General features: G+C 65.4%; 22 protein-coding genes and 1 pseudogene. 13 read left to right on the plus strand and 10 right to left on the minus strand.

What is annotated here, in order from left to right:
• The first annotated feature begins 902 nt into the window (after window positions 1–902).
• Entirely contained in the window at window positions 903–1,766 is an 864-nt protein-coding gene (locus tag ACVWWN_RS02650; RefSeq protein WP_457142503.1) for a secretion protein EccK, read from the plus strand.
• Window positions 1,767–1,778: 12 nt separating this feature from the next.
• On the opposite strand, the gene ACVWWN_RS02655 is transcribed toward ACVWWN_RS02650, so the two are convergent.
• Both ACVWWN_RS02655 and ACVWWN_RS02660 read right to left on the minus strand, forming a co-directional pair.
• The gene (locus ACVWWN_RS02655; RefSeq protein WP_457142504.1) at window positions 1,779–1,907 is read right to left on the minus strand and encodes a hypothetical protein; all 129 of its coding nucleotides are present in this window, start codon (window positions 1,905–1,907) and stop codon (window positions 1,779–1,781) included.
• Window positions 1,908–1,987: 80 nt separating this feature from the next.
• On the minus strand, window positions 1,988–2,752 hold the full coding sequence (locus ACVWWN_RS02660; RefSeq protein ID WP_457142505.1) for an alpha/beta fold hydrolase: 765 nt from the start codon (window positions 2,750–2,752) through the stop codon (window positions 1,988–1,990).
• 235 nt (window positions 2,753–2,987) lie between these two features.
• Here ACVWWN_RS02660 and ACVWWN_RS02665 point away from each other — a divergent pair, with 235 nt between their 5' ends.
• Genes ACVWWN_RS02665 through ACVWWN_RS02675 form a run of 3 tightly spaced genes read left to right on the plus strand, consistent with a single transcriptional unit; the run spans window position 2,988 to window position 5,556 of the window.
• Complete coding sequence (locus ACVWWN_RS02665) at window positions 2,988–3,716, plus strand: SDR family NAD(P)-dependent oxidoreductase (protein WP_457142506.1); 729 nt, start codon at window positions 2,988–2,990, stop codon at window positions 3,714–3,716.
• A gap of 45 nt (window positions 3,717–3,761) precedes the next feature.
• Entirely contained in the window at window positions 3,762–4,574 is an 813-nt protein-coding gene (locus ACVWWN_RS02670) for an LLM class F420-dependent oxidoreductase (protein WP_457142507.1), read from the plus strand.
• 25 nt (window positions 4,575–4,599) lie between these two features.
• Window positions 4,600–5,556, plus strand: coding sequence for a LysR family transcriptional regulator (locus ACVWWN_RS02675; RefSeq protein WP_457148974.1), 957 nt, complete (start codon window positions 4,600–4,602; stop codon window positions 5,554–5,556).
• Between the two features lie 6 nt (window positions 5,557–5,562).
• Here the strand turns inward: ACVWWN_RS02675 and ACVWWN_RS02680 are convergent, their stop codons facing one another.
• Window positions 5,563–6,156 (minus strand): GNAT family N-acetyltransferase, encoded by a 594-nt coding sequence (locus ACVWWN_RS02680; protein WP_457142508.1) that lies wholly within the window; start codon window positions 6,154–6,156, stop codon window positions 5,563–5,565.
• Between the two features lie 118 nt (window positions 6,157–6,274).
• On the opposite strand from ACVWWN_RS02680, the gene pip reads away from it, so the two are divergent.
• Entirely contained in the window at window positions 6,275–7,249 is a 975-nt protein-coding gene (gene pip, locus ACVWWN_RS02685; RefSeq protein WP_457142509.1) for a prolyl aminopeptidase, read from the plus strand.
• A 395-nt stretch (window positions 7,250–7,644) separates the two neighbouring features.
• The gene (locus ACVWWN_RS02690; protein WP_457142510.1) at window positions 7,645–8,433 is read left to right on the plus strand and encodes a lysophospholipid acyltransferase family protein; all 789 of its coding nucleotides are present in this window, start codon (window positions 7,645–7,647) and stop codon (window positions 8,431–8,433) included.
• 9 nt (window positions 8,434–8,442) lie between these two features.
• Here the strand turns inward: ACVWWN_RS02690 and ACVWWN_RS02695 are convergent, their stop codons facing one another.
• The gene (locus ACVWWN_RS02695; protein WP_457142511.1) at window positions 8,443–9,021 is read right to left on the minus strand and encodes a TetR/AcrR family transcriptional regulator; all 579 of its coding nucleotides are present in this window, start codon (window positions 9,019–9,021) and stop codon (window positions 8,443–8,445) included.
• Window positions 9,022–9,122: 101 nt separating this feature from the next.
• Between ACVWWN_RS02695 and ACVWWN_RS02700 the strand changes: the two genes are divergently transcribed.
• The 4 genes from ACVWWN_RS02700 to ACVWWN_RS02715 all read left to right on the plus strand — a co-directional run bounded on the left by ACVWWN_RS02700 (window position 9,123) and on the right by ACVWWN_RS02715 (window position 11,177).
• Window positions 9,123–9,599, plus strand: coding sequence for a DUF1772 domain-containing protein (locus ACVWWN_RS02700; protein ID WP_457142512.1), 477 nt, complete (start codon window positions 9,123–9,125; stop codon window positions 9,597–9,599).
• A 52-nt stretch (window positions 9,600–9,651) separates the two neighbouring features.
• Window positions 9,652–9,969, plus strand: coding sequence for an NIPSNAP family protein (locus tag ACVWWN_RS02705; RefSeq protein WP_457142513.1), 318 nt, complete (start codon window positions 9,652–9,654; stop codon window positions 9,967–9,969).
• A gap of 21 nt (window positions 9,970–9,990) precedes the next feature.
• Entirely contained in the window at window positions 9,991–10,371 is a 381-nt protein-coding gene (locus tag ACVWWN_RS02710) for a DUF4267 domain-containing protein (protein ID WP_457142514.1), read from the plus strand.
• A gap of 233 nt (window positions 10,372–10,604) precedes the next feature.
• Complete coding sequence (locus ACVWWN_RS02715; RefSeq protein ID WP_457142515.1) at window positions 10,605–11,177, plus strand: Rv1733c family protein; 573 nt, start codon at window positions 10,605–10,607, stop codon at window positions 11,175–11,177.
• 13 nt (window positions 11,178–11,190) lie between these two features.
• Here the strand turns inward: ACVWWN_RS02715 and ACVWWN_RS02720 are convergent, their stop codons facing one another.
• On the minus strand, window positions 11,191–12,573 hold the full coding sequence (locus ACVWWN_RS02720; protein WP_457142516.1) for an FAD/NAD(P)-binding protein: 1,383 nt from the start codon (window positions 12,571–12,573) through the stop codon (window positions 11,191–11,193).
• An 83-nt stretch (window positions 12,574–12,656) separates the two neighbouring features.
• Between ACVWWN_RS02720 and ACVWWN_RS02725 the strand changes: the two genes are divergently transcribed.
• The 3 genes and pseudogenes from ACVWWN_RS02725 (at window position 12,657) to htpG (ending at window position 16,632) form a co-directional block, all read left to right on the plus strand.
• Window positions 12,657–13,583, plus strand: coding sequence for a LysR family transcriptional regulator (locus ACVWWN_RS02725; RefSeq protein WP_457142517.1), 927 nt, complete (start codon window positions 12,657–12,659; stop codon window positions 13,581–13,583).
• 118 nt (window positions 13,584–13,701) lie between these two features.
• A pseudogene (locus ACVWWN_RS02730) lies at window positions 13,702–14,553 on the plus strand (alpha/beta hydrolase).
• 144 nt (window positions 14,554–14,697) lie between these two features.
• Window positions 14,698–16,632: a molecular chaperone HtpG gene (gene htpG, locus ACVWWN_RS02735; protein ID WP_457142518.1), complete on the plus strand. Its 1,935-nt coding sequence runs from the start codon at window positions 14,698–14,700 to the stop codon at window positions 16,630–16,632.
• Between the two features lie 56 nt (window positions 16,633–16,688).
• On the opposite strand, the gene ACVWWN_RS02740 is transcribed toward htpG, so the two are convergent.
• The 5 genes from ACVWWN_RS02740 to ACVWWN_RS02760 all read right to left on the minus strand — a co-directional run bounded on the left by ACVWWN_RS02740 (window position 16,689) and on the right by ACVWWN_RS02760 (window position 20,343).
• Window positions 16,689–16,907 (minus strand): hypothetical protein, encoded by a 219-nt coding sequence (locus tag ACVWWN_RS02740; RefSeq protein WP_457142519.1) that lies wholly within the window; start codon window positions 16,905–16,907, stop codon window positions 16,689–16,691.
• A gap of 88 nt (window positions 16,908–16,995) precedes the next feature.
• On the minus strand, window positions 16,996–17,712 hold the full coding sequence (locus ACVWWN_RS02745) for a cutinase family protein (protein WP_457142520.1): 717 nt from the start codon (window positions 17,710–17,712) through the stop codon (window positions 16,996–16,998).
• Between the two features lie 67 nt (window positions 17,713–17,779).
• Complete coding sequence (locus ACVWWN_RS02750) at window positions 17,780–18,115, minus strand: hypothetical protein (RefSeq protein ID WP_457142521.1); 336 nt, start codon at window positions 18,113–18,115, stop codon at window positions 17,780–17,782.
• A gap of 80 nt (window positions 18,116–18,195) precedes the next feature.
• On the minus strand, window positions 18,196–18,471 hold the full coding sequence (locus tag ACVWWN_RS02755) for a hypothetical protein (protein WP_457142522.1): 276 nt from the start codon (window positions 18,469–18,471) through the stop codon (window positions 18,196–18,198).
• A 285-nt stretch (window positions 18,472–18,756) separates the two neighbouring features.
• The gene (locus tag ACVWWN_RS02760) at window positions 18,757–20,343 is read right to left on the minus strand and encodes a sensor histidine kinase (protein ID WP_457142523.1); all 1,587 of its coding nucleotides are present in this window, start codon (window positions 20,341–20,343) and stop codon (window positions 18,757–18,759) included.
• Window positions 20,344–20,381: the final 38 nt, after the last annotated feature.

The raw sequence follows: 20,381 nt of genomic DNA on the forward strand, positions 1-20,381 counted from the left end.
AAAGCACTCCTGGGATGAAACCGGAAGAGCGCGACGCCGCTATTGAAGCCATCATTCAGACCGTGAACGGTGTAAACCGCAGCGTCGTGAGTAGTGCGGTTGCGTTCACTTCATTTGGTAATTGGAAGCCTTCGGCAGACGCTCTCGATCAACTGCTGAAAGTGCCTGCGCCCGCGGGCAATTCACCTCCAGATGCAGTCAATCCAGGAAACGCAGTACCGGGAAGAAGCGGTCCAAGAATCGAGCGTGTAGGCCGCATTGCCGGATCTCGGCCTGCCTCGACGGGTCATTTGCCTAGTGGCCCCATGACCCTGCCACGTGCCGGGGAAATCCCAGCACCGCCTGCCGCCGAATCGCCTTCCGCTCCCGCGCCCGCCGCGTCTGCGTCGCCGGTTAACAGCGGCGGCGGCGGCTCCGCACCCTCCTCTGCAGTAAGCGGGGGCAGCCCAAGTTCCAGCGGCCTCTCGTCGGGGCCGTCCACAGGCACATCGAGCCCAGGTTCACCTAGCACCGGCGGAACAGGCTCCGCCGGTAATCCTGCTGCAGCCGCTGGACAATCAGCCAACCCGGCTGCTGCCGGATCTGGCGCCGCAAAGGTGGCCCCTGCCCAAACCGGGTTCAGCCAGGTACCGCTCAGCCCTCCGACCGCGGCCATTCCTCCCGCGCCTCCGGCGGCTCCAGCGTCGCCCGCCGCGCCGAACGCTGCACTCCCCCCAGCCGCCGCGGCCGGGGTATCCACCTCGAGTGGTGTTGCAGGCGGCGGCATATCGGGCGGCGGTGCCGCCGCGCCGACTGCCGGCGCCCCAGCTCCGCCCGTACCGCTGGGTCCTCCGACCACTCCCCCGCCGGCCGGTCCGACACCTCCCGGCGCCGGCGCGGCAGGACCCGTGGGCCCCGGCGTCATGCCCGCATCAACGTCCAATACCTCCGCCGCCGCACCCACACCGGTGCCGGTATCTGCAGCCCGCGCCGAGCGCGATGCGATCGCCGCCGCGGCAACAGCGGGTGCCCTTCGCCGCCAGCCTGGCGGCGACCCGCTGACACGCGCACGCCACATCACCGCCGTCCTCAACGTCGGCGTCATCGATTTTGGCTTCTTCTGGGCCACCGGTGTTATCAACGACGGTGCCATCGTCGTCGCGAACAGCTATGGGCTGGCCTATATCCCGGGCGACGTCCACCTGCCCGACCACATCCACATGGCCACCGCCGATGAGACGATTCCGCCTGCCGAACGTGCGAAATGGGCGACCTATCCCATTCTCGCCCTGCAGGGCTGGGCCCAGCACCGCAACTCCTCACTGCGCGCGGTCGTCGCCACCGAAGCACAGTTCGCCAGCTTCGACCCCGGCGTCGCCAAGATCATCCTGCAGCCCGACGATATTCCCGCCACGGGGAAGATGCAGGGCCGCAATCGTTTAGAGGTGATCGCACCCGCCGCGGCCACCCGACTCGCCTCCGTCAGCGATTCAGGACTCATCGACCTGTTACCGGCCGCCCCGACAGACACCGCTGCGCCCGTCGATGAATCCGACACCTTGTGGTTCGAAGTCACCAAGCCCTTGATGAGCACGAATCCCCAGCGCGCAAGTGCGCACCTGGAAGCCTTCATCACCTACGCAGACCATGCTCAAGCATGTGCCCTTTATCGCGCACACACCGCCACCGATGCGACGACGCAACGCGCGGCGATCGCCGACTGGGTCTACTGGCAGCACCTGAGCGTGCTGGTGACGGAGGCGATGACTAGCGGCGCTTCAGCCTGATGCGCTGAAACTCTAGATCGCCAGGGAGCTCGTGCGCTCGCCGGCGCGCGCGATCACATGCGCAAGCACCGCCAGTTCCTGATCCGGATCCAACGTGGTGAACGTCTTCAACGCATCCGGGCGCTCGACCCGGTCAAGCAATGAACTGGCACCGCTCGCGGCCGTAAGCTCACCGCCTCGCATCGCCGCAACAGCCTCGGTAGCCGAAGGTTCCGGCCCGGCTATGAATCGCGTTCGTCGAGGAATCGGCGGATCAGGCCCAAACACGAGCGAGCGAGTTGGGCGTCCACGTCGCCGGCGTCTACGGCACCCAGATAGTCGCCATGCCCGGCCGGTAGGACCAGCGCCCGGCCGTGCGGCGTGTGCCGCGCCATGCGGATCGTGTGTTCGGGCAGGACGACGTCGTGGTCACCGCTGACGAACAGGACGGGTGCCACCAGCGCCGCCAGCTCCCGATCGTCCCAGTCCCGGAAGTCCCGCATCAATGAGACGTCGAGCTCGAACATCGCATGCAGATCGGCCGGGTCAGGATTGATCGCCGAGTAGGCCTGCTTGAGTGCGACCGGCATCGTGTCGAGCTGGGGATCGTCGAAGTTGTCCCAGAATCCGTCGATCATTCCGTCACGCCGATAGAAGCCGGACGCCACGACGGCGCGCCGGATCAGGTCGGCATGTCGAAGGGCGAATCGCAGCACGGTGGGTCCGCCGTTGCTGAACCCCATGATGTCGACGCGGTCAATACCCAACTCGCGGATCAGAACTGCGATGTCGTCGGCGGAATTCTCGAAGGTGTAGGCCCGTGCCGCGTGGCGTGTGTGACCGTGGCCCTGCAACTCGACTCCGATCACCAGACGATCGGCCGCGAGTGTGGGAATCGCGTGGCCCCAATTCGTGCCGATCGTTCCCGCGCCGCCATGAACAAGCAGTAGCGGTGTCTGCTGCCCCGGCCTGCCAAAGGTCTCGTGATAGAGCTCAATCGTCGTCACCGGTCCTCCTGCTCAGTGGTGTGGCGCTCCGTTCGACGCATGGGTTTCGACCTCGTCAGGGAGGAGAACTCATCGGTGGACCCCATCGCAATCTGCGATGGGGTGATCGGAAATCCCAATGATGTACGGGCAATAGATGCTTACCGGCGCCGGTTGATTCCAGCGAAGCCGAAACCTGGCCCACCGGGCCAGCACCCGGTCCCTGCGCCGCTCCGGCGCCGTCGAAGGAATGACCATGCAAGACCTACAGGACTACACCGCGCTCATCACCGGAGGCACCGCGGGAATCGGTCTGGAAGCCGCCCGCCTCCTGGCGGAGCGAGGCGCCCGAGTCATCATCACCGGCCGTGACACCCAGAAAGGCAAGGCCGCACTCGCCTCACTAGGAGACAACCGCAACATCCGATTCATAGCCGCCGACCTGAGTAGCCTCGAATCGATCGACCAACTGGTCGACACGGTCGGCGCGGTCGACATCATCGTCAACAACGCCGCTGCCTTTCCGACCGCAACGACGCTGCATCAAGATGTCGACAGATTCGAGACGGTGTTCAACACCAATGTGCGCGGCGCGTACTTCCTGGTCGCAAAATTGGTCCCACACATGCTGGCCGAGGGCCGCGGCAGCATCATCAACGTCTCCAGCATCGCCACCGCCAAGGGCGTGGCGGAATCATCTGTCTACAGCGCGTCCAAGGCGGCGCTGGAGTCGCTGACTCGCACCTGGGCCGTCGAGTTCGGCCCACACGTGCGAGTCAACACGGTGGCGCCCGGGCCGACCCGCACCGAAGGCGTGCTCGCCGATTGGGGTGATCGCGTCGAGGAACTGGGGCAGGGCACCGCGCTGCGACGCACCGCCGATCCCGCCGAAATCGCCCAAGTCATCGCGTTTCTCGCCTCACCGGCAGCCAGCTACGTGACCGGAGCAACAATCCGCGCCGACGCCGGCGGCGCCATCTCCTGACTGTCCACCCCGCCCAACCCAACAATCTGCAAGGAGTTCGAAAACATGTCTCGCAATCCCCGAATCGGTGTACACATCTGGCCCGGCGGTACGCCCGACTACGCCACGTGGCGCCAAGCCGTGCTGGATGCCGAATCACTCGGCGCCGACGCGATATTCGGCTACGACCATTTCCACAAGCCGTTCGTCGAGATCCGCGACGGCGGACCCCGGCTTCTGCCCGAGCAGCCCGACGTCAACAACTTCGAAGCATGGACCTCGTTGGCGACCTGGGGGGAAATCACCTCCCAACCTGAGATCGGCCTGCTGGTCACCGGGATCAGCTACCGCAATCCGGATCTGCTGGCCGACATGGCCCGCACCGTCGATCACATCAGCGGCGGTCGACTCATTCTGGGTGTCGGCTCCGGTTGGTATGAAAAGGACTATCACATCTACGGATACGACTACCCCACTACCGGCGAGCGCATGCGGCTGTTCGCCGACGGTCTGGCGCGCATCGAGCACCGACTGGCCAATCTGACGCCGGCGCCGGTGCGCAAGATCCCGATCCTCATCGGCGGCTCCGGTGAACGCAAGACCCTGCCACTGGTCGCCCGCTACGCCGATATCTGGCACAGCTTCGAACCTCTCGACGAATTTCGGCGCAAGAACGACATCGTCAAGCGCCTCGCCGGGCACGCCGATCGCGACGAATCCCAGATCGAACGAGCCGTAGCCTGGGAAGGACCTTCGTTGGCCGACGCTTACCACGGCCAAGGAGTCAACTTGTTCACCACCGAAATCAAACCGACCGCGGATGGATACGACTTCGGCACCGTCAAAGACATGATCACCTGGCGCGATGGGCTCATTTAGCCCGTCGACGGAGATTGCGGTGACAATGAACCCGACACAGCCGAACTCGGAGGGCCCGATGGAAATCCGCGATCTGCGCGTGTTCGTCGCCGTCGCGGAAGAGGGTGGCCTGTCCTCGGCGGCGCGAAGACTCCACATGAGCCAATCGTCGCTCTCGCAGATCATCCAGTCGCTGGAAAAGCAGCTGGGCTGCCGGCTGCTGGACCGCGACCACACCGGAGCACGCCCCACCGAACAGGGGTCCTTTCTGCTGCAGGAAGCTCGCAGCCTGGTGGCACACCACGACCGCGTCGTCACCGAGATCACCGACCTAGCCGCCGCGGGGGCGTCGCCGTTACGGATCGGTGTGCCACTGGAGCTGCCAGCGGACCTGCTGCCTTCGGCGATCGCGCGCGTCAGTGCGATCTTCTCCGACCTCGTCGTGCAACTGCGCCACGCACGTAGCACTGATCAATTGGCGGCGCTGTTGCTCGGGGAGTTGGATATGGCGCTGCTTCGCGACCGCCCCAGCCATCGGCAGATCGACAGCGTGCTCGCGGTCCAAGAATCCATGGGGGTGATACTGACCGCCGAACGCGCCGAAGAACTCGCGCAACCCGCCGGTGTGCCTCTCCACCACCTTGGCGCGCTTCGGTGGGTCGGATTCTCCCGCGGTGACGCACCAGCCTGGCATGACCAAGTCACCGCTACGCTGCGCGGTCACGGAATCACCGGAATCGATTGGGTCGTCGAACAAGACCAACCCGTCACCCCGGAAGTCAAACTCGCCGCCGCCGGAACAGGCCACGCCTTCGCGCTCGCCCCACAAGGGTGGGCCCGTCCACTACCCGACGGTCTCGTCTGGCACAGGCTGCTCGGTGACCCCCTCATTCGCCGCACTTGGGCCGCATGGCAGACCGAGTCACGCCGACGCGAACTCGCACACCTCATCGCCGACCTTGATCTCAGCAGTCGGACAGTTGGCGACGTCGACGGCGAGTAGATACTTTTAGCACTGCTCGCCGATCGGACCGGGGTTGATCAACGCGTGGAGATGCATGTCGTGCCAGCCGTCGGAGTGCAGGCCGGCGCTGCGTTTGGTCCCCTCCAAGGTGAAGCCGGCTTTTCGCGCGACCCCACACGACGCCGGGTTGGCAGTCGAATGATGCAGGATCAGGCGGTGGAATCCGACCGCGAAGGACCAGGAGCTCAGGATCCGGACGCCGGTGCTCGCCGCGCCGCGTCCTCGCGCCGCGGCTCGCACCCAATAACCCACTTCGGCCTCCCCGTTTTCGAGATTCATGGCGCACAGCGCAACCCTGCCGAGGACTTCGCCGTCGGGCGCCGCAACTGCCCACTGAGCGTTGGACTCGCTACACCAGCCCTGTGCATATCTGTCGATCAGCTCCTCGGCTTCACTGGCCGATTGAACAGTCCTGGCATGCCAGTGCTGAATCGCCGGATCACCGAAGGCGTCGACGATCATGGCAGAGTCGGCGATCACCCAGGGCCGCAACATCAGGCCCGCTTCCGAAGTGAGAACAGGCTGCGGCTCGGTGCTGAGCGAACCCGCAGCGATGACCGGGTTCACGAGTTTCGGCATCGATCGTCTCCTACTATTCGGGTATCGAGCGATCTAGGAATACCACTGCTGCAACGCAACTCACTTCAGGTGGCCGGCCTCGTAATCATGCATGAAATGTAGCGGTTACGGTGACACGGTGGAGTCGCATCGGGATCCATATGCGTCGGTCGAGCCGTACGAGACGGGCATGCTCGATGTCGGCGACGGCAACTCCATCTATTGGGAGGCTTGCGGCAACACGGCAGGCAGACCTGCGCTGGCCCTGCACGGCGGCCCCGGATCGGGAAGCGTGCCTGGGATGCGGCGCCCGTTCAATCCCAACGCCTACCGGATTGTCCTGTTCGACCAGCGCGGATGCGGACGCAGCACACCGCATGCCAGTGATCCGGATGTCGATTTGGCCACCAACACCACCGACAACCTCATCGCCGACATCGAGTGTCTCCGCCGGCACCTCGGCGTGGACCGCTGGGTCGTCGCGGGATGGTCGTGGGGCACCACCCTGGCTCTGGGCTACGCCCAGGCCCACCCTGCTCGCGTGGCGGCGATGGCGCTTGCCGCGGTCACCACCACCAGCCCCAGCGACGTCGCCTGGATCACCCGCGACGTCGGCCGGCTATTTCCCGCGGACTGGGCACGGTTCCGCGACGCGCTGCCCATATCCGATCGTGACGGCAGCATCGTCGAGGGTTACGCCCGACTACTCGCCGATCCCGACGCGGGTGTCCGGGATAAAGCAGCCCGTGATTGGTGTGACTGGGAGGAAAGCCACGTCAACCTAGGCCCCGAACCCCGCCCGAAACCTCGCTACGCCGATCCGGTGTTCCGAATGTGCTTTGCACGCTTGGTCACTCACTACTGGCGACACGCTGCTTGGCGCGCCGAGGGCGAACTTCTCGAGGGCGTAGCCCGAATCGCCCACATCCCCGCCGTGCTTGTTCACGGGCGCCTGGATCTGAGTTGCCCACCCGACGTCGCGTGGAAACTGGCACAAGCCTGGCCTGCCGCCACACTCCACATCGTCCCTGGCATCGGGCACTCCGCCGGCGGCGCCGTTTCCGATCACATGACCGAATTCCTCGACCGCTTCGCCGCACTTCCTCTGAGATAACTGCGATTTCGTAGACCGAGCGCACTGTGTGCGGGCACGTCTCCTGCGCAGCATCAGAAGCGTTGGTCTACAAAGCCGTCGTGGTGTCGGCGTTGTCCTGATTGTCGACGTGGTAATGAGGTGCAGGAGTTGGAGTGGTGACTTGTGGTATTGCAACAGGTTTGGAGTGAGCGGTCCTCGCTTCCGATGTCGTCCGTTCGCAAATGCCGGCGGCACTGGTGCGCTCACCGTCTGAATGTTTGCCATCAAGTCGGCCCCCGCCGCAAGGCATACTGGCGAGATCAGCCTCGGCTCAGCGCGTGCTGACCGCCGCGATGCCGCGAAAGTGAGTAATCCATGCCAAAGCGGATTCATCCGAGCTGGGCAAATCGGGACGCGTCCGGGCGTTGCGAAGCATGCTCGACACGGCAACCGACGTGTTGGCCCCGCTTGTGCAGATGAACAAGCCCTACGTCACCGGGTTGCAGAGTCTGCCGCCCAGTGGCCGCTTCCTCTTGGTCGGCAACCACACCCACGGGGGCAACGAAGTCTTCTTGATCCCCTACTTCGTGCGCGCAGCCATCGGCGCGCGCGTCCGGCCGTTGGCCGACAGACAATTCGGCAGGATGCGGGGGCTGCAAGCGGATCTCATCGCCGCCTACGGCGCGGTGGTGGGTACACCGGATGCCGCGCGCGGGTTGATGCATGACGACGCGACCATTCTCGTGTTCCCCGGGGGCGCCCGCGAAGTCGGCAAGTTCAAAGGAGAGGAGTACACGTTGCGCTGGGAGGATCGCATCGGCTTCGCGCGCGTGGCCGTCGAACACGACTACCCCATCGTGACGGCAGCATTGGTCGGCGGGGACGACGTGTACACCAGCCTCATCGGCCGAGATAGCCCGCTAGGTCGGGTCAGCACATGGGCGAGTCGACGACTCAGTGGCCGCACCGACGTAGCCATGCCGCTGGTCCGTGGGATCGGCCCGACGCTGATCCCACGGCCTCGACGCATGTACCTGGCGTTCGGACGACCGACCGATACCACCCGACCCGCCGACGTCCCCAGTGCAACATGGGCCACGGAGGTCAAACGCCGCGTCGAGCGGAGCCTGCAGGAGGCCCTCGCCGAGCTACAGCGCGTCCGGGCGACCGACCCCTACCGGCACCTCAACCCGTTGGCATGGCGATCGGCCGTGACCCCGTAACAGGGGTATTCACCTGCCGGTGAACTGTTTGACGAGCAGTTGCAGACGGTCCGAGTCGTAACCAGGGCGTAGTCGGCCGGCACGGCTGAGGGTGACCAATCCGTGCAGTCCGGCAAAAAACACCTCGGTGAGCGCGTCCGTATCCTGTTCGTCAGCGACGAGGCCGACCGCTTGATGCAGCTCGGCGAAGGCCGCGCTCAGCTGGGGCGGGGTGTCTTGAGCGGCGAAGCGCAAGGTGGTCGCACGAGTGAACATCGCGTCGTAAACCGCCGGGTTGTCGCGGGCGAAGTCGAGATAGGCGTGGGCAATCCGGGTCAGGGCGTCGCTGGCCGCGCCGGCGCCGCCGGAGCGGGCGACGCGAATCGCATCCGCGAGCTCGTCGAACCCGTCGATGGCGACGGCCTCGGCGATCTGTTCCATGCCGGCGAAGTGCTTGTACAACACCGGCTGGCTGTATTCGATCTCGGTGGACAGCCGACGAGTGGTGACGGCATCCCAGCCTTCGGCCTCAGCCAACGTGCGCGCCGTTGTGATGATCAGCCGTCGGCGGGCGGCCCGCTCCCGCTCGCGGCGGTCCCCGATGGCCATACCGTCACGATAGCACCGCTAGATGCGATAGCACTGCTATTGACGCGCAGCCGGCCGGGGGGTTAGCGTTGCTAGCAGTTCGCCGAAAAGGGAGTTAGGACATGGCCTGGGACCTCATCACCCGTGCCGCCGCACTGATCGCGGTGCTGAGTACCGCGGTGGTCTACGGCACCGACGTGTTTTGCGCGATTGTGTTGCGACCGGCATTGGCGCTGGTCGACGACCGTGCCATGGTCGCGGTCATGGGAACCGTGCATCGATACGGCGACCGGCGAATGCCGGTGCCCGGGGTGCTCGGGATTCTCGCGACCGCGACCACCGCGGTGCTCGGCACGGTGACCACACACTGGGCGCAGACCATCGCGGCGGCCGCCGCACTGGTCCTGCTGTTGGGCTGGATCGTGCTCTACACACAGGTGAGCGCACCCATCAATCGGCAACTGACAGCGGCTGCCGGCGCCAGCCGAGCACTCCCGAACGGGCATGCGCTGCAAGCAAAGTGGGACCGAGTCATCGGCGCCCGCGCGATGCTGCAAGGTCTGGCAGTGGCCGCCCTATGCGTGGCGCTGATGATTTGACACACCCACAGATCTACACCAGCCGACATCAACTGGAGGAGTACAGCATTCGATGTTTCAACTCAGGATCTACACCCTGCCATCGCCGGAATCTCTGCAGCAGTATGCGATGGTTCACTGGGCCCGCCACCGGGCAACCTTCAAGACATTCGGGGTCACCACCCACGGTGTGTGGACCGAGCGAAGCGGCGGTGCGAGTCGGCTCGTCGCGCTGATCCGCTACCCACCGGGCGCCGACCCCGAACAGCTCACGCGAAATATCATGACCAGCCCAGAATTCGCCGCCGACATGGCCGGCTTCATGGTCGACGAGATCGTCGACGTTCAGTCGGTACTGCTCGAGCCGACATCATTCTCACCGATTCACTGACAAACCCCAGGAGTACTCGACATGACCGCCACCGCCGTCGCCTACACGCTCGCCGGGCTCATAGCCGCAGGCATCATATTCATCGGCGCACGATTCATTGTCGCGCCGCGCGTCGCCGCCGCCGGCTACGGTGTGCAACCAGATCTCGGCCAGCCATCCACCGGCGCCTACTTGAGCGTGAAGGGCGTCCGCGACATCGCATCGGGGCTGTTCGTCTTCATCCTGATGGCCGCGGGCGCGACCCACCTGCTCGGCTGGGTGATACTCGCCGCCACCATCATTCCGCTCGCCGACGCGACCATCGTGCTCGGCAACGGCGGCCCCAAGTCAATCGCCCTGGGAGTCCATGGTCTCACCGCTGCCGTCATGCTGGTGACTTCCGCGCTTCTTCTCAGTGCCTAGAAGGGCGCGTTTTTCAGTGACCTCCTCGACCCGTAATCATTTGCCGAGTGATGGTTGCATGTCCGTCCCGAGCATTCGGCGGGCTGTGATATCCATCGCCCTGACGCCGCGCAGGTTGGCGGCTCGGCACCTTCGGTGTCACCATGGGAACGGTGTTTGCGCGAAATAGTGAAACAAAGGCTCGGGGCGGTGTAACGGCGGTCACACTGTTTGCTAGACGCTTGAGTTGGCATGTGCGCGCCCTCGGGTTCAACCCGCTGATTCGCGTCACCGATCGACTCGAAGCGCTCGCAGTCCTCGCCGTGGCCATCACCGCTCTCATTGCCATCCCGACTGCGTCGCAGGCAGGAAACCTGCTGTACGACTCGGATGTGCGCACCGCTGACCAGCAGGCACAGAGTCGTCACGCCGTCCAGGCCGTGGTCGTTGAAGGCACCACGCGCCTGCCGACGGACCTCGAAGGCTCTGGTTTCGACGATTCTGCTTACGTGCGCGCGCAATGGCGCGAGGGCACAGAAGTGCGCACCGAACAGGTGGTCAGTCCCGAGACGGTCAAAGCGGGCGAGCCACTGACAGTGTGGCTGGACGACACCGGGAAGGTGGTCGCCGCACCGCTGACCAAAGATGACGCCGAGGTCAATGCGGTCGCCGCCGGAGGGATGGTCTGGATCGTCGTCGTGGTGTGCAGCGCACTGGCGGCCATCGTCATCCGCAGGGGGCTGGACCGAGCCCGCGACCGCACCTGGGAGCGTGAATTGCGCCTGCTGGCCCACAATGACGACGGATGGGCGAACCGGCACATCTGAGGGTCTCGCTCCGTCAGCGGCCCGGAACCGGGGTGCAGGCCGCGGTGACCAGGAGCGGCGCGAGCGCGACGGCCTGAGCCCGGATCTCGGGGATGGCGGTGGTCTCGAACACCGTGCCCCTGCGCAGGAGGCCGAGGGTGAACAGGCCCGGGCGGGCGCCGCCGTCCGGGCCGACAAGCTGACCGCGCGGGTCGACGGCCAGGCCGAGGCGGTGCGGACCGACAACGGCCAGGCCGGTGCCGATGAGCTGGCGGAGTAACGGGTCGGTGGTGCGGCCGATATCGGCGCTCGGCCCCGTACACGCCACCAGGAGACCACCCGTCCAGCGCTCGCCCCGGTTTCCGGAAAGTTCGACCTCGTCGCCGATCACCCGCACTGCCGTCACCGTGCCGGAGTGGACCCGCACCCGGTTCGCGGCCTGAAGGGCGGCGAGGCGGGCCGCGACGGGCGGGGACATGCGGTGGCGGTGGATGGTCCACGCGGTCAGCATCTGACGCAGCACCTTGGCCTGCTCGTCCGCCGGGAGCAGCGCCCACAGCTCGTTGGCGTGATCGCGCGCCGCGTCCATGCCCGCCGCCCATCCGGCCGGTTCGGCCAGAGCCCGGTCGACGACCAGTTGACGCAACTGCTCGGCTGTAAGCGGGGCGGCCGGGATCGGGAAAGGCGCGCGGGGAGTCGCCCGGGGTTCGGGGTGGGCCGTCGGCAGCCAGCCGTGACGGGAGATCGCCTGCACCGTCGCGCCCGCAGCCGTGGCGGTGAGGGCCACGTCGACCATGGTCAGCCCGGAGCCCAGCACCACGACCCGGCCCGCGTCGGCGGCCCTGGCCGCCAGGTCTGGGGCCCAGGGGTCGGCTAGCACCCTTGGGTGCTCGGGCAGGTCCAGCGGCCCCGGTCCCGGCGGGGGTCCGGTCGCCAGCACCACCTGGCGGGCGATGATGGCGCGGCCGTCCGCCAGCTCGACCCGCCACATGGTCGTGCCGTCGGCGGTGATCGCGACCACGAGACCGTCGACGACATCGGCCCCGGAGCCGGCCAGTTGATCGTCAAGGTAATCACCGTAGATCGCGCGGGGGAGGTAGGTCCCGGGCTCGGCCGGGTGGCCGTAGGCGGTCAGCCACCGGGGTAGGTGATCGGAGCCGTCGGCGTCCACGCTGAGCCCGCGGACCGGAACGTTCATTCGGTGCTGGGCGTCGGTGGTGCTGTAGGCGACGCCCCGGCCGGGGATGTGCCCGGTGCCTACGACAGCCACCGCGGCCCCGGGCTGATGCTGTTTGAGGGCGGTGACGAGCAGGGTGGCCGCCGCTCCCGCCCCCACGATGGCGACGTCGACGGCATCGCCGCCGCGGATCCGCTCGGCGCGGGTGGGCACGAGGTAGGACATCTGAGACGTGTTCATGGCTCCACTCTCCGAGCCTTCACAGCCGTCTGGTAGGCACCATCTGAGCATCGGGTCATATCATTAGCGCATATGCTGTCGGCATGCCCGGACGGTTACCCAGTCTCGAAGTGCTGGAGTTGCTCGTCGGCGTCGACGATCACGGAAGTCTCAGTGCGGCTGGACGTATGGCGCAGATATCCCAGCCCAATGCGAGTAGGGCGATCAAGCAGCTGGAGCGCCGACTCGGCCTCCCGCTCGTCCGGCGCAGTCCCACCGGGTCGGTCCTGACGGCCCAGGGAACCATCGTCGCTCACTGGGCACGGATGATTCTGGCGGACGCGGCGAAACTGCTCGACGTGGCGGCCGGTCTGGTTGTCGATCACTCGGCCGAGCTGACCGTGGCCGCGAGCATGACCGTCGCCGAGCATCTGATGCCGCGGTGGTTGGCCACGTTTCGTGATCTCCACCCGGACATCACAATTCACCTGCAAGTTCACAACTCCACCCAGGTCATCGAGCGAGTGACCAATGCCCTGTGTGATGTCGGGTTCATCGAGTCGCCCCACGTCCCTCGCGGGCTGCACAGTGCCGAAGTGGCCCGAGACCGGCTTGTGCTGGTGACTGCTGCGACGCATCCTTGGGCGCGGAGACGCACCCTGCTCAGCCGCGAGGAACTTGCCGCGACGCCATTACTCGTCCGCGAGCCGGGCTCGGGCACCCGGACCACCCTCGAGGTGGCGCTGGCAGACTGTGAAATGGCCCCGCCCCTACTGGAACTCGGCAGTGCCTCCGCTATTCGAACCTCGGTGCTGAACGGAGTGGGCCCCGCAGTTCTCAGTACCCTCGCCGTCGCCGACCAAGTGCAGTCGGGCGACCTGAAGGTCGTCGAAGTCGAAGGACTGGAACTACGGCGATCGCTGCGCGCGGTGTGGGGTCCCCATCGTCAGCTCGAGGGTCCTGCCGCCGAATTGCTTCGGGAGCTACGGCGCCGACTTCGCACTCCTCCTACCGCACCCGTGAACCGGTGAGAACAGGTGGCGAGATAACGCATTGGGTCGGGCATTCACCCGAGCAGCTTCAAGCCATGGGAAGCGGCTTCGCCGACACCGGAGTGTGGTGACGAGACCACGAACCAGGAGGGGACGGGTGCAGTTCGCGCTCCACGGACTGCTGGCTGACGTGCCGGCGGCGCAGATCGAAGAAGCGCGGCGCTTTTACCGATCGAGGCCGGCCGGCCGTGGCCCCGGCGATGCCGACGAGCTGAGGGAAATGCGGCGAGGACATCCGCGTGGTGTCCCACCACCGATCCACCGGCGGTCGAAGAGGTCGTTGAAGCAGCGGGAGCGGAGATCCCGGTGAGGAGATTCTGCAGCGCGAGATGATGTGCATAACCGCGATATCGCAGACACTCTCCAGTTCGCCGTCGTCAGCGTCGACTACCGGCTGGCACCCGAGCACCCGTGGCCGGCTGCGCCGGATGACTGTGAAGCGGCTGCACTCTGGCTGGTCGAACATGCCGATGCCCGCTTCGGGTCGTCCCGACTGACGATCGGCGGCTGATCGGCAGGAGCGACACTTGCTGTCGCGACCCCCGCTCCGACTGCAGGACAGGGCAGCCGTCGACGGATTCAGCGCCGCCGCCCTCCAGTTCGGCGCCTACGACTTGAGCGGACAAACGCCGGCCGGACGACACATCGTTGACGAATATTTCATTCTGGCCTACCCCGGCCACGTGCATGACCGCACCAGCCCGGACATTTCGCCGATTTACGGCGACCTCCACGGCCTTCCCCCGTGCTTCTGGTCGTGGGAAGCGACGACCTGCTATTGGAAGACAACCTGGCGATGGCGGGTCGACTCTCCGCCGCCGGCAATGAAGTCGAACTTGGGATCCATCCCGAGTCACCCCACGGGTTCCCGGGCCACCCGACGGCAACGGGCAGGACGGCGCTCAGAGGCGTCGCTTCATGGCTGGTCGAGCACGCCACCCACCCATAGGGCCTCCCGCCGCGAACTGGTCACGGCACGCTGTCGGTCGCGGTGGGGAGATGCCGTCATCACACCGGTCGGGGAGGTCCCCAATTTCGATCGATCTAAGATGCTGACCGAAACACTCATCCTGTTGTTGTCGAACGGAATCACATGAGCGCACAAGTCGAGCAGTTGGAGTTCCAGGCGGAGACCCGCCAGTTGCTGGATCTGATGGTCCACTCGGTGTACTCGAATAAAGATTCGTTTCTGCGCGAGCTGATCTCGAATGCGTCCGACGCACTGGACAAGGTGCGGCTGGAAGCGTTCCGCAACAAGGATCTCGACGTCGACACCTCCGATCTATCCATCGAGATCGCGGTGGACAAGGACGCCCGCACTCTGACCATCCGGGACAACGGCATCGGGATGACCCGCGCCGAGGTGGTGGACCTGATCGGCACTCTGGCCAAGTCGGGGACCGCCGAGCTGCGCCAGAAGCTGCGCGAAGCCAAGAACGAGGCCGCCTCCGAAGAGCTGATCGGCCAGTTCGGCATCGGTTTCTACTCCACCTTCATGGTGGCCGACAGGGTTGAGCTGCTCACCCGCAAGGCCGGCGAGAGTGAGGCAACCCGCTGGGTGTCAGGCGGTGAGGCCACCTACACCATCGAAGGCGTCGACGACGCCCCGCAGGGCACGGCGGTGACGCTGCACCTCAAACCCGCGGACGCCGAGGACGAGCTGCACGATTACACCGCGGAGTGGAAGCTGCGCGAGCTGGTCAAGAAGTACTCCGACTTCATCGCCTGGCCGATCCGGATGGCCGTCGAGCGGCGCACGCCGCCCGCCGAGGAGGGCGGAGAGGAGCAGGTCAGCACCGAGGTGCAGACCCTCAATTCGATGAAAGCCCTGTGGGCCAAGGCCAAGGACGAGGTCTCCGAGGAGGAGTACAAGGAGTTCTACAAGCACGTCGCCCACGCATGGGACGACCCGCTCGAGGTCATCGTGATGAAGGCCGAGGGCACCTTCGAATATCAGGCGCTGCTGTTCATCCCGTCGCACGCCCCGTTCGACCTGTTCAACCCGAACACCACCAAGATCGGGGTGCACCTGTACGTCAAGCGGGTGTTCATCATGGACGACTGCGACCAGTTGATCCCGCAATACCTGCGGTTCGTCAAGGGGGTGGTGGACGCGCAGGACATGTCGCTCAACGTGTCCCGGGAGATCCTGCAGCAGGACCGGCAGATCAACGCGATCCGCCGGCGGCTGACCAAGAAGGTCCTCTCGACCATCAAGGAGTTGCAGGCCGCGCGGCCCGACGATTACCGCACGCTGTGGACGCAGTTCGGCCGGGTCCTCAAGGAGGGCCTGCTGTCGGATTTCGACAACCAGGACGCCCTGCTGCGGCTGTGCTCGTTCGCCTCGACGCACAGCGAGGAAGAACCCACCACGCTGGTCGCCTACGTCGAGCGGATGAAGGACGGCCAGGAGCAGATCTTCTACGCCACCGGCGAGACCCGCGAGCAGCTGCTGAAGTCGCCGCACCTCGAGGCGTTCAAGGCCAAGGGATACGAAGTGCTGCTGCTCACCGACCCGGTCGACGAGGTGTGGGTGGGAGCGGTCAGCGAATTCGACGGTAAGCCGCTGCAGTCGGTGGCCAAGGGCGAGGTGGACCTCGACACCGAGGACGAGAAGCTGGCCCAGCGCGCCGAGCGTGAAGAGCAGGAGAAGGAGTTCGCCGAACTGCTGAGCTGGCTGACCGAGACGTTGAGTGAGCATGTCAAGGAGGTGCGGCTGTCGACCCGGTTGACCGAGTCGCCGGCCTGCCTGATCACCGACGCGTTGGGCATGACCCCGGCGCTGGCGCGGATGTACCAGGCGTCCGGGCAGGTGGTTCCGGTCGGTAAGCGGATCCTGGAGCTCAATCCGAACCATCCGCTCATCACCGGCCTACAACAGGCGCGGAAAGACCGCAGCGAGGATCCCGCAGTCGCCGAGACTGCCGAGTTGCTGTACGGGACAGCGCTGCTCGCCGAGGGCGGCGCGTTGGAAGACCCGGCCCGGTTCGCCGGGCTGCTCGCCGACCGGCTGGCCCGCACGGTGTAGGACGCCGTCGACGGCGGTCTCGGCGAGCTGAATCCGTCAGCGCCTCAGGGGTGCCGTTATTCGACGTCGCGTCGATCTACGCTGGCCTGAAAACGTTTTGGACCCCACACGGTCTGAACTGAAAAGAAGACCTTCTTCGGGCGGCCGAACAGCGTGGTCGCCGCCACCGTCCCCGTCGTGCCTGGCATGACCTGCGGCACATCGAAGTCCTCGATTTTTCTCCGTGCGGTCACACGGTCACCCTTGTGATATCGCATCGACGTTTCAACCCCCATCGGCAGTCCTCTGTCATCTTCGGAGCCCCGATAGGGATGGTGTCGTGTCACGGACGGCAACACAACCGATTTTTGTCGCCCGACGTAGCTATAGCCGACTCGCCGCGAAAACGGCGGCTTGGTCCACCATGCCGTTGGTGGCGTACGACCCGTGTGCGGCTGTGGGCGGTCCCGGTGGCGCGCCGTTGCAGATCGTGTCACCGGGAGCGCACAAGTCGATGGTATTGGGCACATATAGTGGGCCGATAGTGATCACCGGCGCGCCGGCGTCGCTCAGGAACTGATTCGATGGTTTGCCGAACAGCGTCACGGCAGCAACGTGGTTGACGATGTCGGGTGGCATCGGCGCAGGCACGAACACTGCGGGTATTCCCGGCGGTACATCTGCCGCGGTGACGAAGCCCGCCACCGCCGCACCCTGCGAATAGCCTCCCAGCACCATCCGGGTGTTGGGACAGTCGGATGCCATCGATTCGATATGGTTGCTCGCGTCTCGAATCCCGTCGATGACCGTTAGGGCGAACTGGAGGCCGTCTGAGAAATCGCCGGCGGCCGCGTAGTTGATCGGGTACACCGCGACGGATTTGGCACCGGTTTTAGAGCGCAGTGCATCGACGAACGCCTGTCCGATTCCGCCAATACCTGGTGGTTCTCCGGTGCCTCGCGCGAACTCCACCTCCACATCGGGGCACGGCTGCGCCGACGCGGGTGGTGCCGTGGCGATGGGAACGGCGCACGCGGTCAGCACGATCGCGCAAACAACGCCTGCAATCCGGTCGAATTCGATGCTGGCGCATAGCTTCATGGCGCAAGCGCGAATCCAGTCACCCATGTGAATCCTCTAGTCAGACACTGCGACCCCCGTCCCGATCTTACGCATTTGCTACGAGTTCTGAGCGTGGGCAGTGTGTTCGGCGAGGATACGAGCGGCGCCAGAACGGGCGACATCTTTCGGCCCCACTTGTGCACACCACGTCAAGGTAGGAAGTCGGGGTTTCGATGACCGCGTTCCAGGGCAGGATGCTCCCGTCGGTGGGATAGTAAAAGTAGTCGTCGGCGTCGTTGTAGGCGTGGGCCAGCTCGTGGATCAGGATCGACGCATGTTTGCTGGCGGAGAATCCGCTGTTGAAGAAGTTGTTGAAGACGTTGACATCCTCGCCGCCCCAGGCCACGTACGCGTTGGGCCTCGAGCAGCCCTCAAATGCCACCTTGATGGTCCGCGGAGCGGGCCACGGCCCGACGCAGCTGTAACACGTGGATGTCGACCGCCCTGTGTGGTCGACGCATGTCACCGGGTTATTACCGGCGTAGGCGCACGCGTTGCCCGTCGTCCCGCACCCTGGCGGAATCCCGGCGCCGGCCACGCCGTAATGGAGCGTCCCGCTCGCACCAAACTCCTTGCCGTGTCGCCTTTTTGCTCTTCGACGATGACACCGGCGTCGACGGTGTACCGAACCTCGAGCGCACCGTTCTCGTCGGACACCGACTTCGTCAGCCGGCGACCGAGGCAGTCGTAACCGTACTGGGCCGCAGATGCGGCGGCTTCGTTTCGGAATTCAACCATCCGGTGAGATAGTCGTACCGCATCGTCTTGCGGTTCCCCAACTCGTCGGTCACGGTCCGCGGGCTCCCGTTGACGTCGTAGGTTCGTCGGTCTGCCGGGGTCGCGGATGCGTCGCAGCTACCCGATCGACGTCTGTCATGATGAGCTCCTTCGCGACGACGCGGCCCGCCATGGTCGGCGCTCACCGGTAGGAGCAGCCGACACCCCTCCGGCGCACACCTTTTTCGCTCGCGGATTTCGCGAGCGAAATGCAGATTCGCTCAGCCGACGCTGACACGCGCCGGGTCATGTGTTGTCAGCGGTGTCGGGTGTGAGCGGAATTACGGCCATCAGCCTTGTTCCGCGTCCTGGCGGGCTGACAACATCGAGACGACCAAAAAGTGCCTCTACACGGTCCTTGAGTCCGATGAGTCCAGACCCGCTGCCGATGACTGCGCCACCGATCCCGTTGTCGTCGACGGTTAGGTGAAGTTTGCCCTCCTCGGTGCTGACACGCACTGTGACTTGGGTTGCGCGCGCGTGCTTTGCGGCATTTGTGAGGGCTTCTGACACGACGTAATACGCCGCGACTTCGACGGGTTCCGGCATCCTGGAGGTGACGCCGAGGTCAAGTTCGACCGGGATTGCCGACCGGCGGGCCAGTCCCCTTATCGCGGGCCCGAGGCCGCCCTTCGACAGAATGCCGGGATGTATTCCGCGGGATATCTCCCGGAGTTCGGAGGCGATTGCACCGAGTCCGGCGACAACGCGCGATAGCTGCTCTCGTAACTGCTGCTGGTCAGGTGGCACCGTCGCCTCGACGGCACGGAGTTGAAGGCTGAGTGAGACGACCTGCTGCTGCGCGCCATCATGGAGGTCACGTTCGATTTGTTGCCGCGCGTGATCGGCCGCGGTGACAATTCGAGCACGGGTTTCGGCATTGGCGATGGCCGTGGACACGAGGTCGGCAAAATCACCGATGCGACGTTCGGTGTCAGGCGGAAGCGGCTCGGTGCGCGCCGACCAGATGATCAGGGCACCCCAGATGCGGCCATCGACCAGTATCGGCGCGCCTGCGGCGGAACGCAGCCCGAGGGATCGAAGTCGCTCCGCAAGCGGGCCCGTCACGCCGACGTAGCTGTCCATTCGGGCAGGCCGGCCCTCTCGCTGGATCAGCGCCGCGACGCTGTCTCCCTCCAGTGGAAGCTGGTCACCCTCGGGTATCACCTCCTTGCCGTGCTCGTCGCGGGCACCCACGACGACGGTTGCACCGTTCGACCCGTACTGCAGCATGGCGACGTTGTCGACGCCCCATCCTCGGGATAATTCGGTCACCGCAGCCGGATAGATCTCCGCCGGAGCGACTCCGCGTGCGACCAGGGTGGCGACGCGGCGAAGCGCCGCCTGTTGTTCGGCCAGCGACCTGGCCAGCTGTGCCGCCGCATCCGATTGCCTGCGGCGTTCCTCGATCTCGCTGGCCCGCAGTCGGGCTTGCCTGCCAAGGACATTGGCTATGAGTGCGGTGGTCAGGAAGACGAACAGCACAACAACGGCGCGGCCGTTGACGACGAACGACCCGTCGCGCGCCAGATGAAAATAGAAGTAGATCAGCCCGCTCACAAGCGTTGTCGACACCGCGAGCCCGAATCCGCCGGCCGCGGAGATAACCAGCACCCCGAGCAGGAAAAGCGCCCCGAACGAGTTCGCTGACCCCGTGTGTCGAAACCAGTGGACCAAGAGCGTCTCGATGCTGATGAACGCGGTCGCAACGGCGATGCCGACGCTGAGACGCAGGGGCTGCGGCCCCAGCAACACGGTCAGCAGCCGATTACGCAGGGATGCAGGCGCCGACTTCAGCCGCTGAAACACTGTCGCTTCAGGCGTTGTTGGCACCAGGTACCTCGCTTTGCAAAGGTAGCCAGCACACCCGC

The organism is Mycobacterium sp. URHB0021 (genome assembly GCF_054057895.1).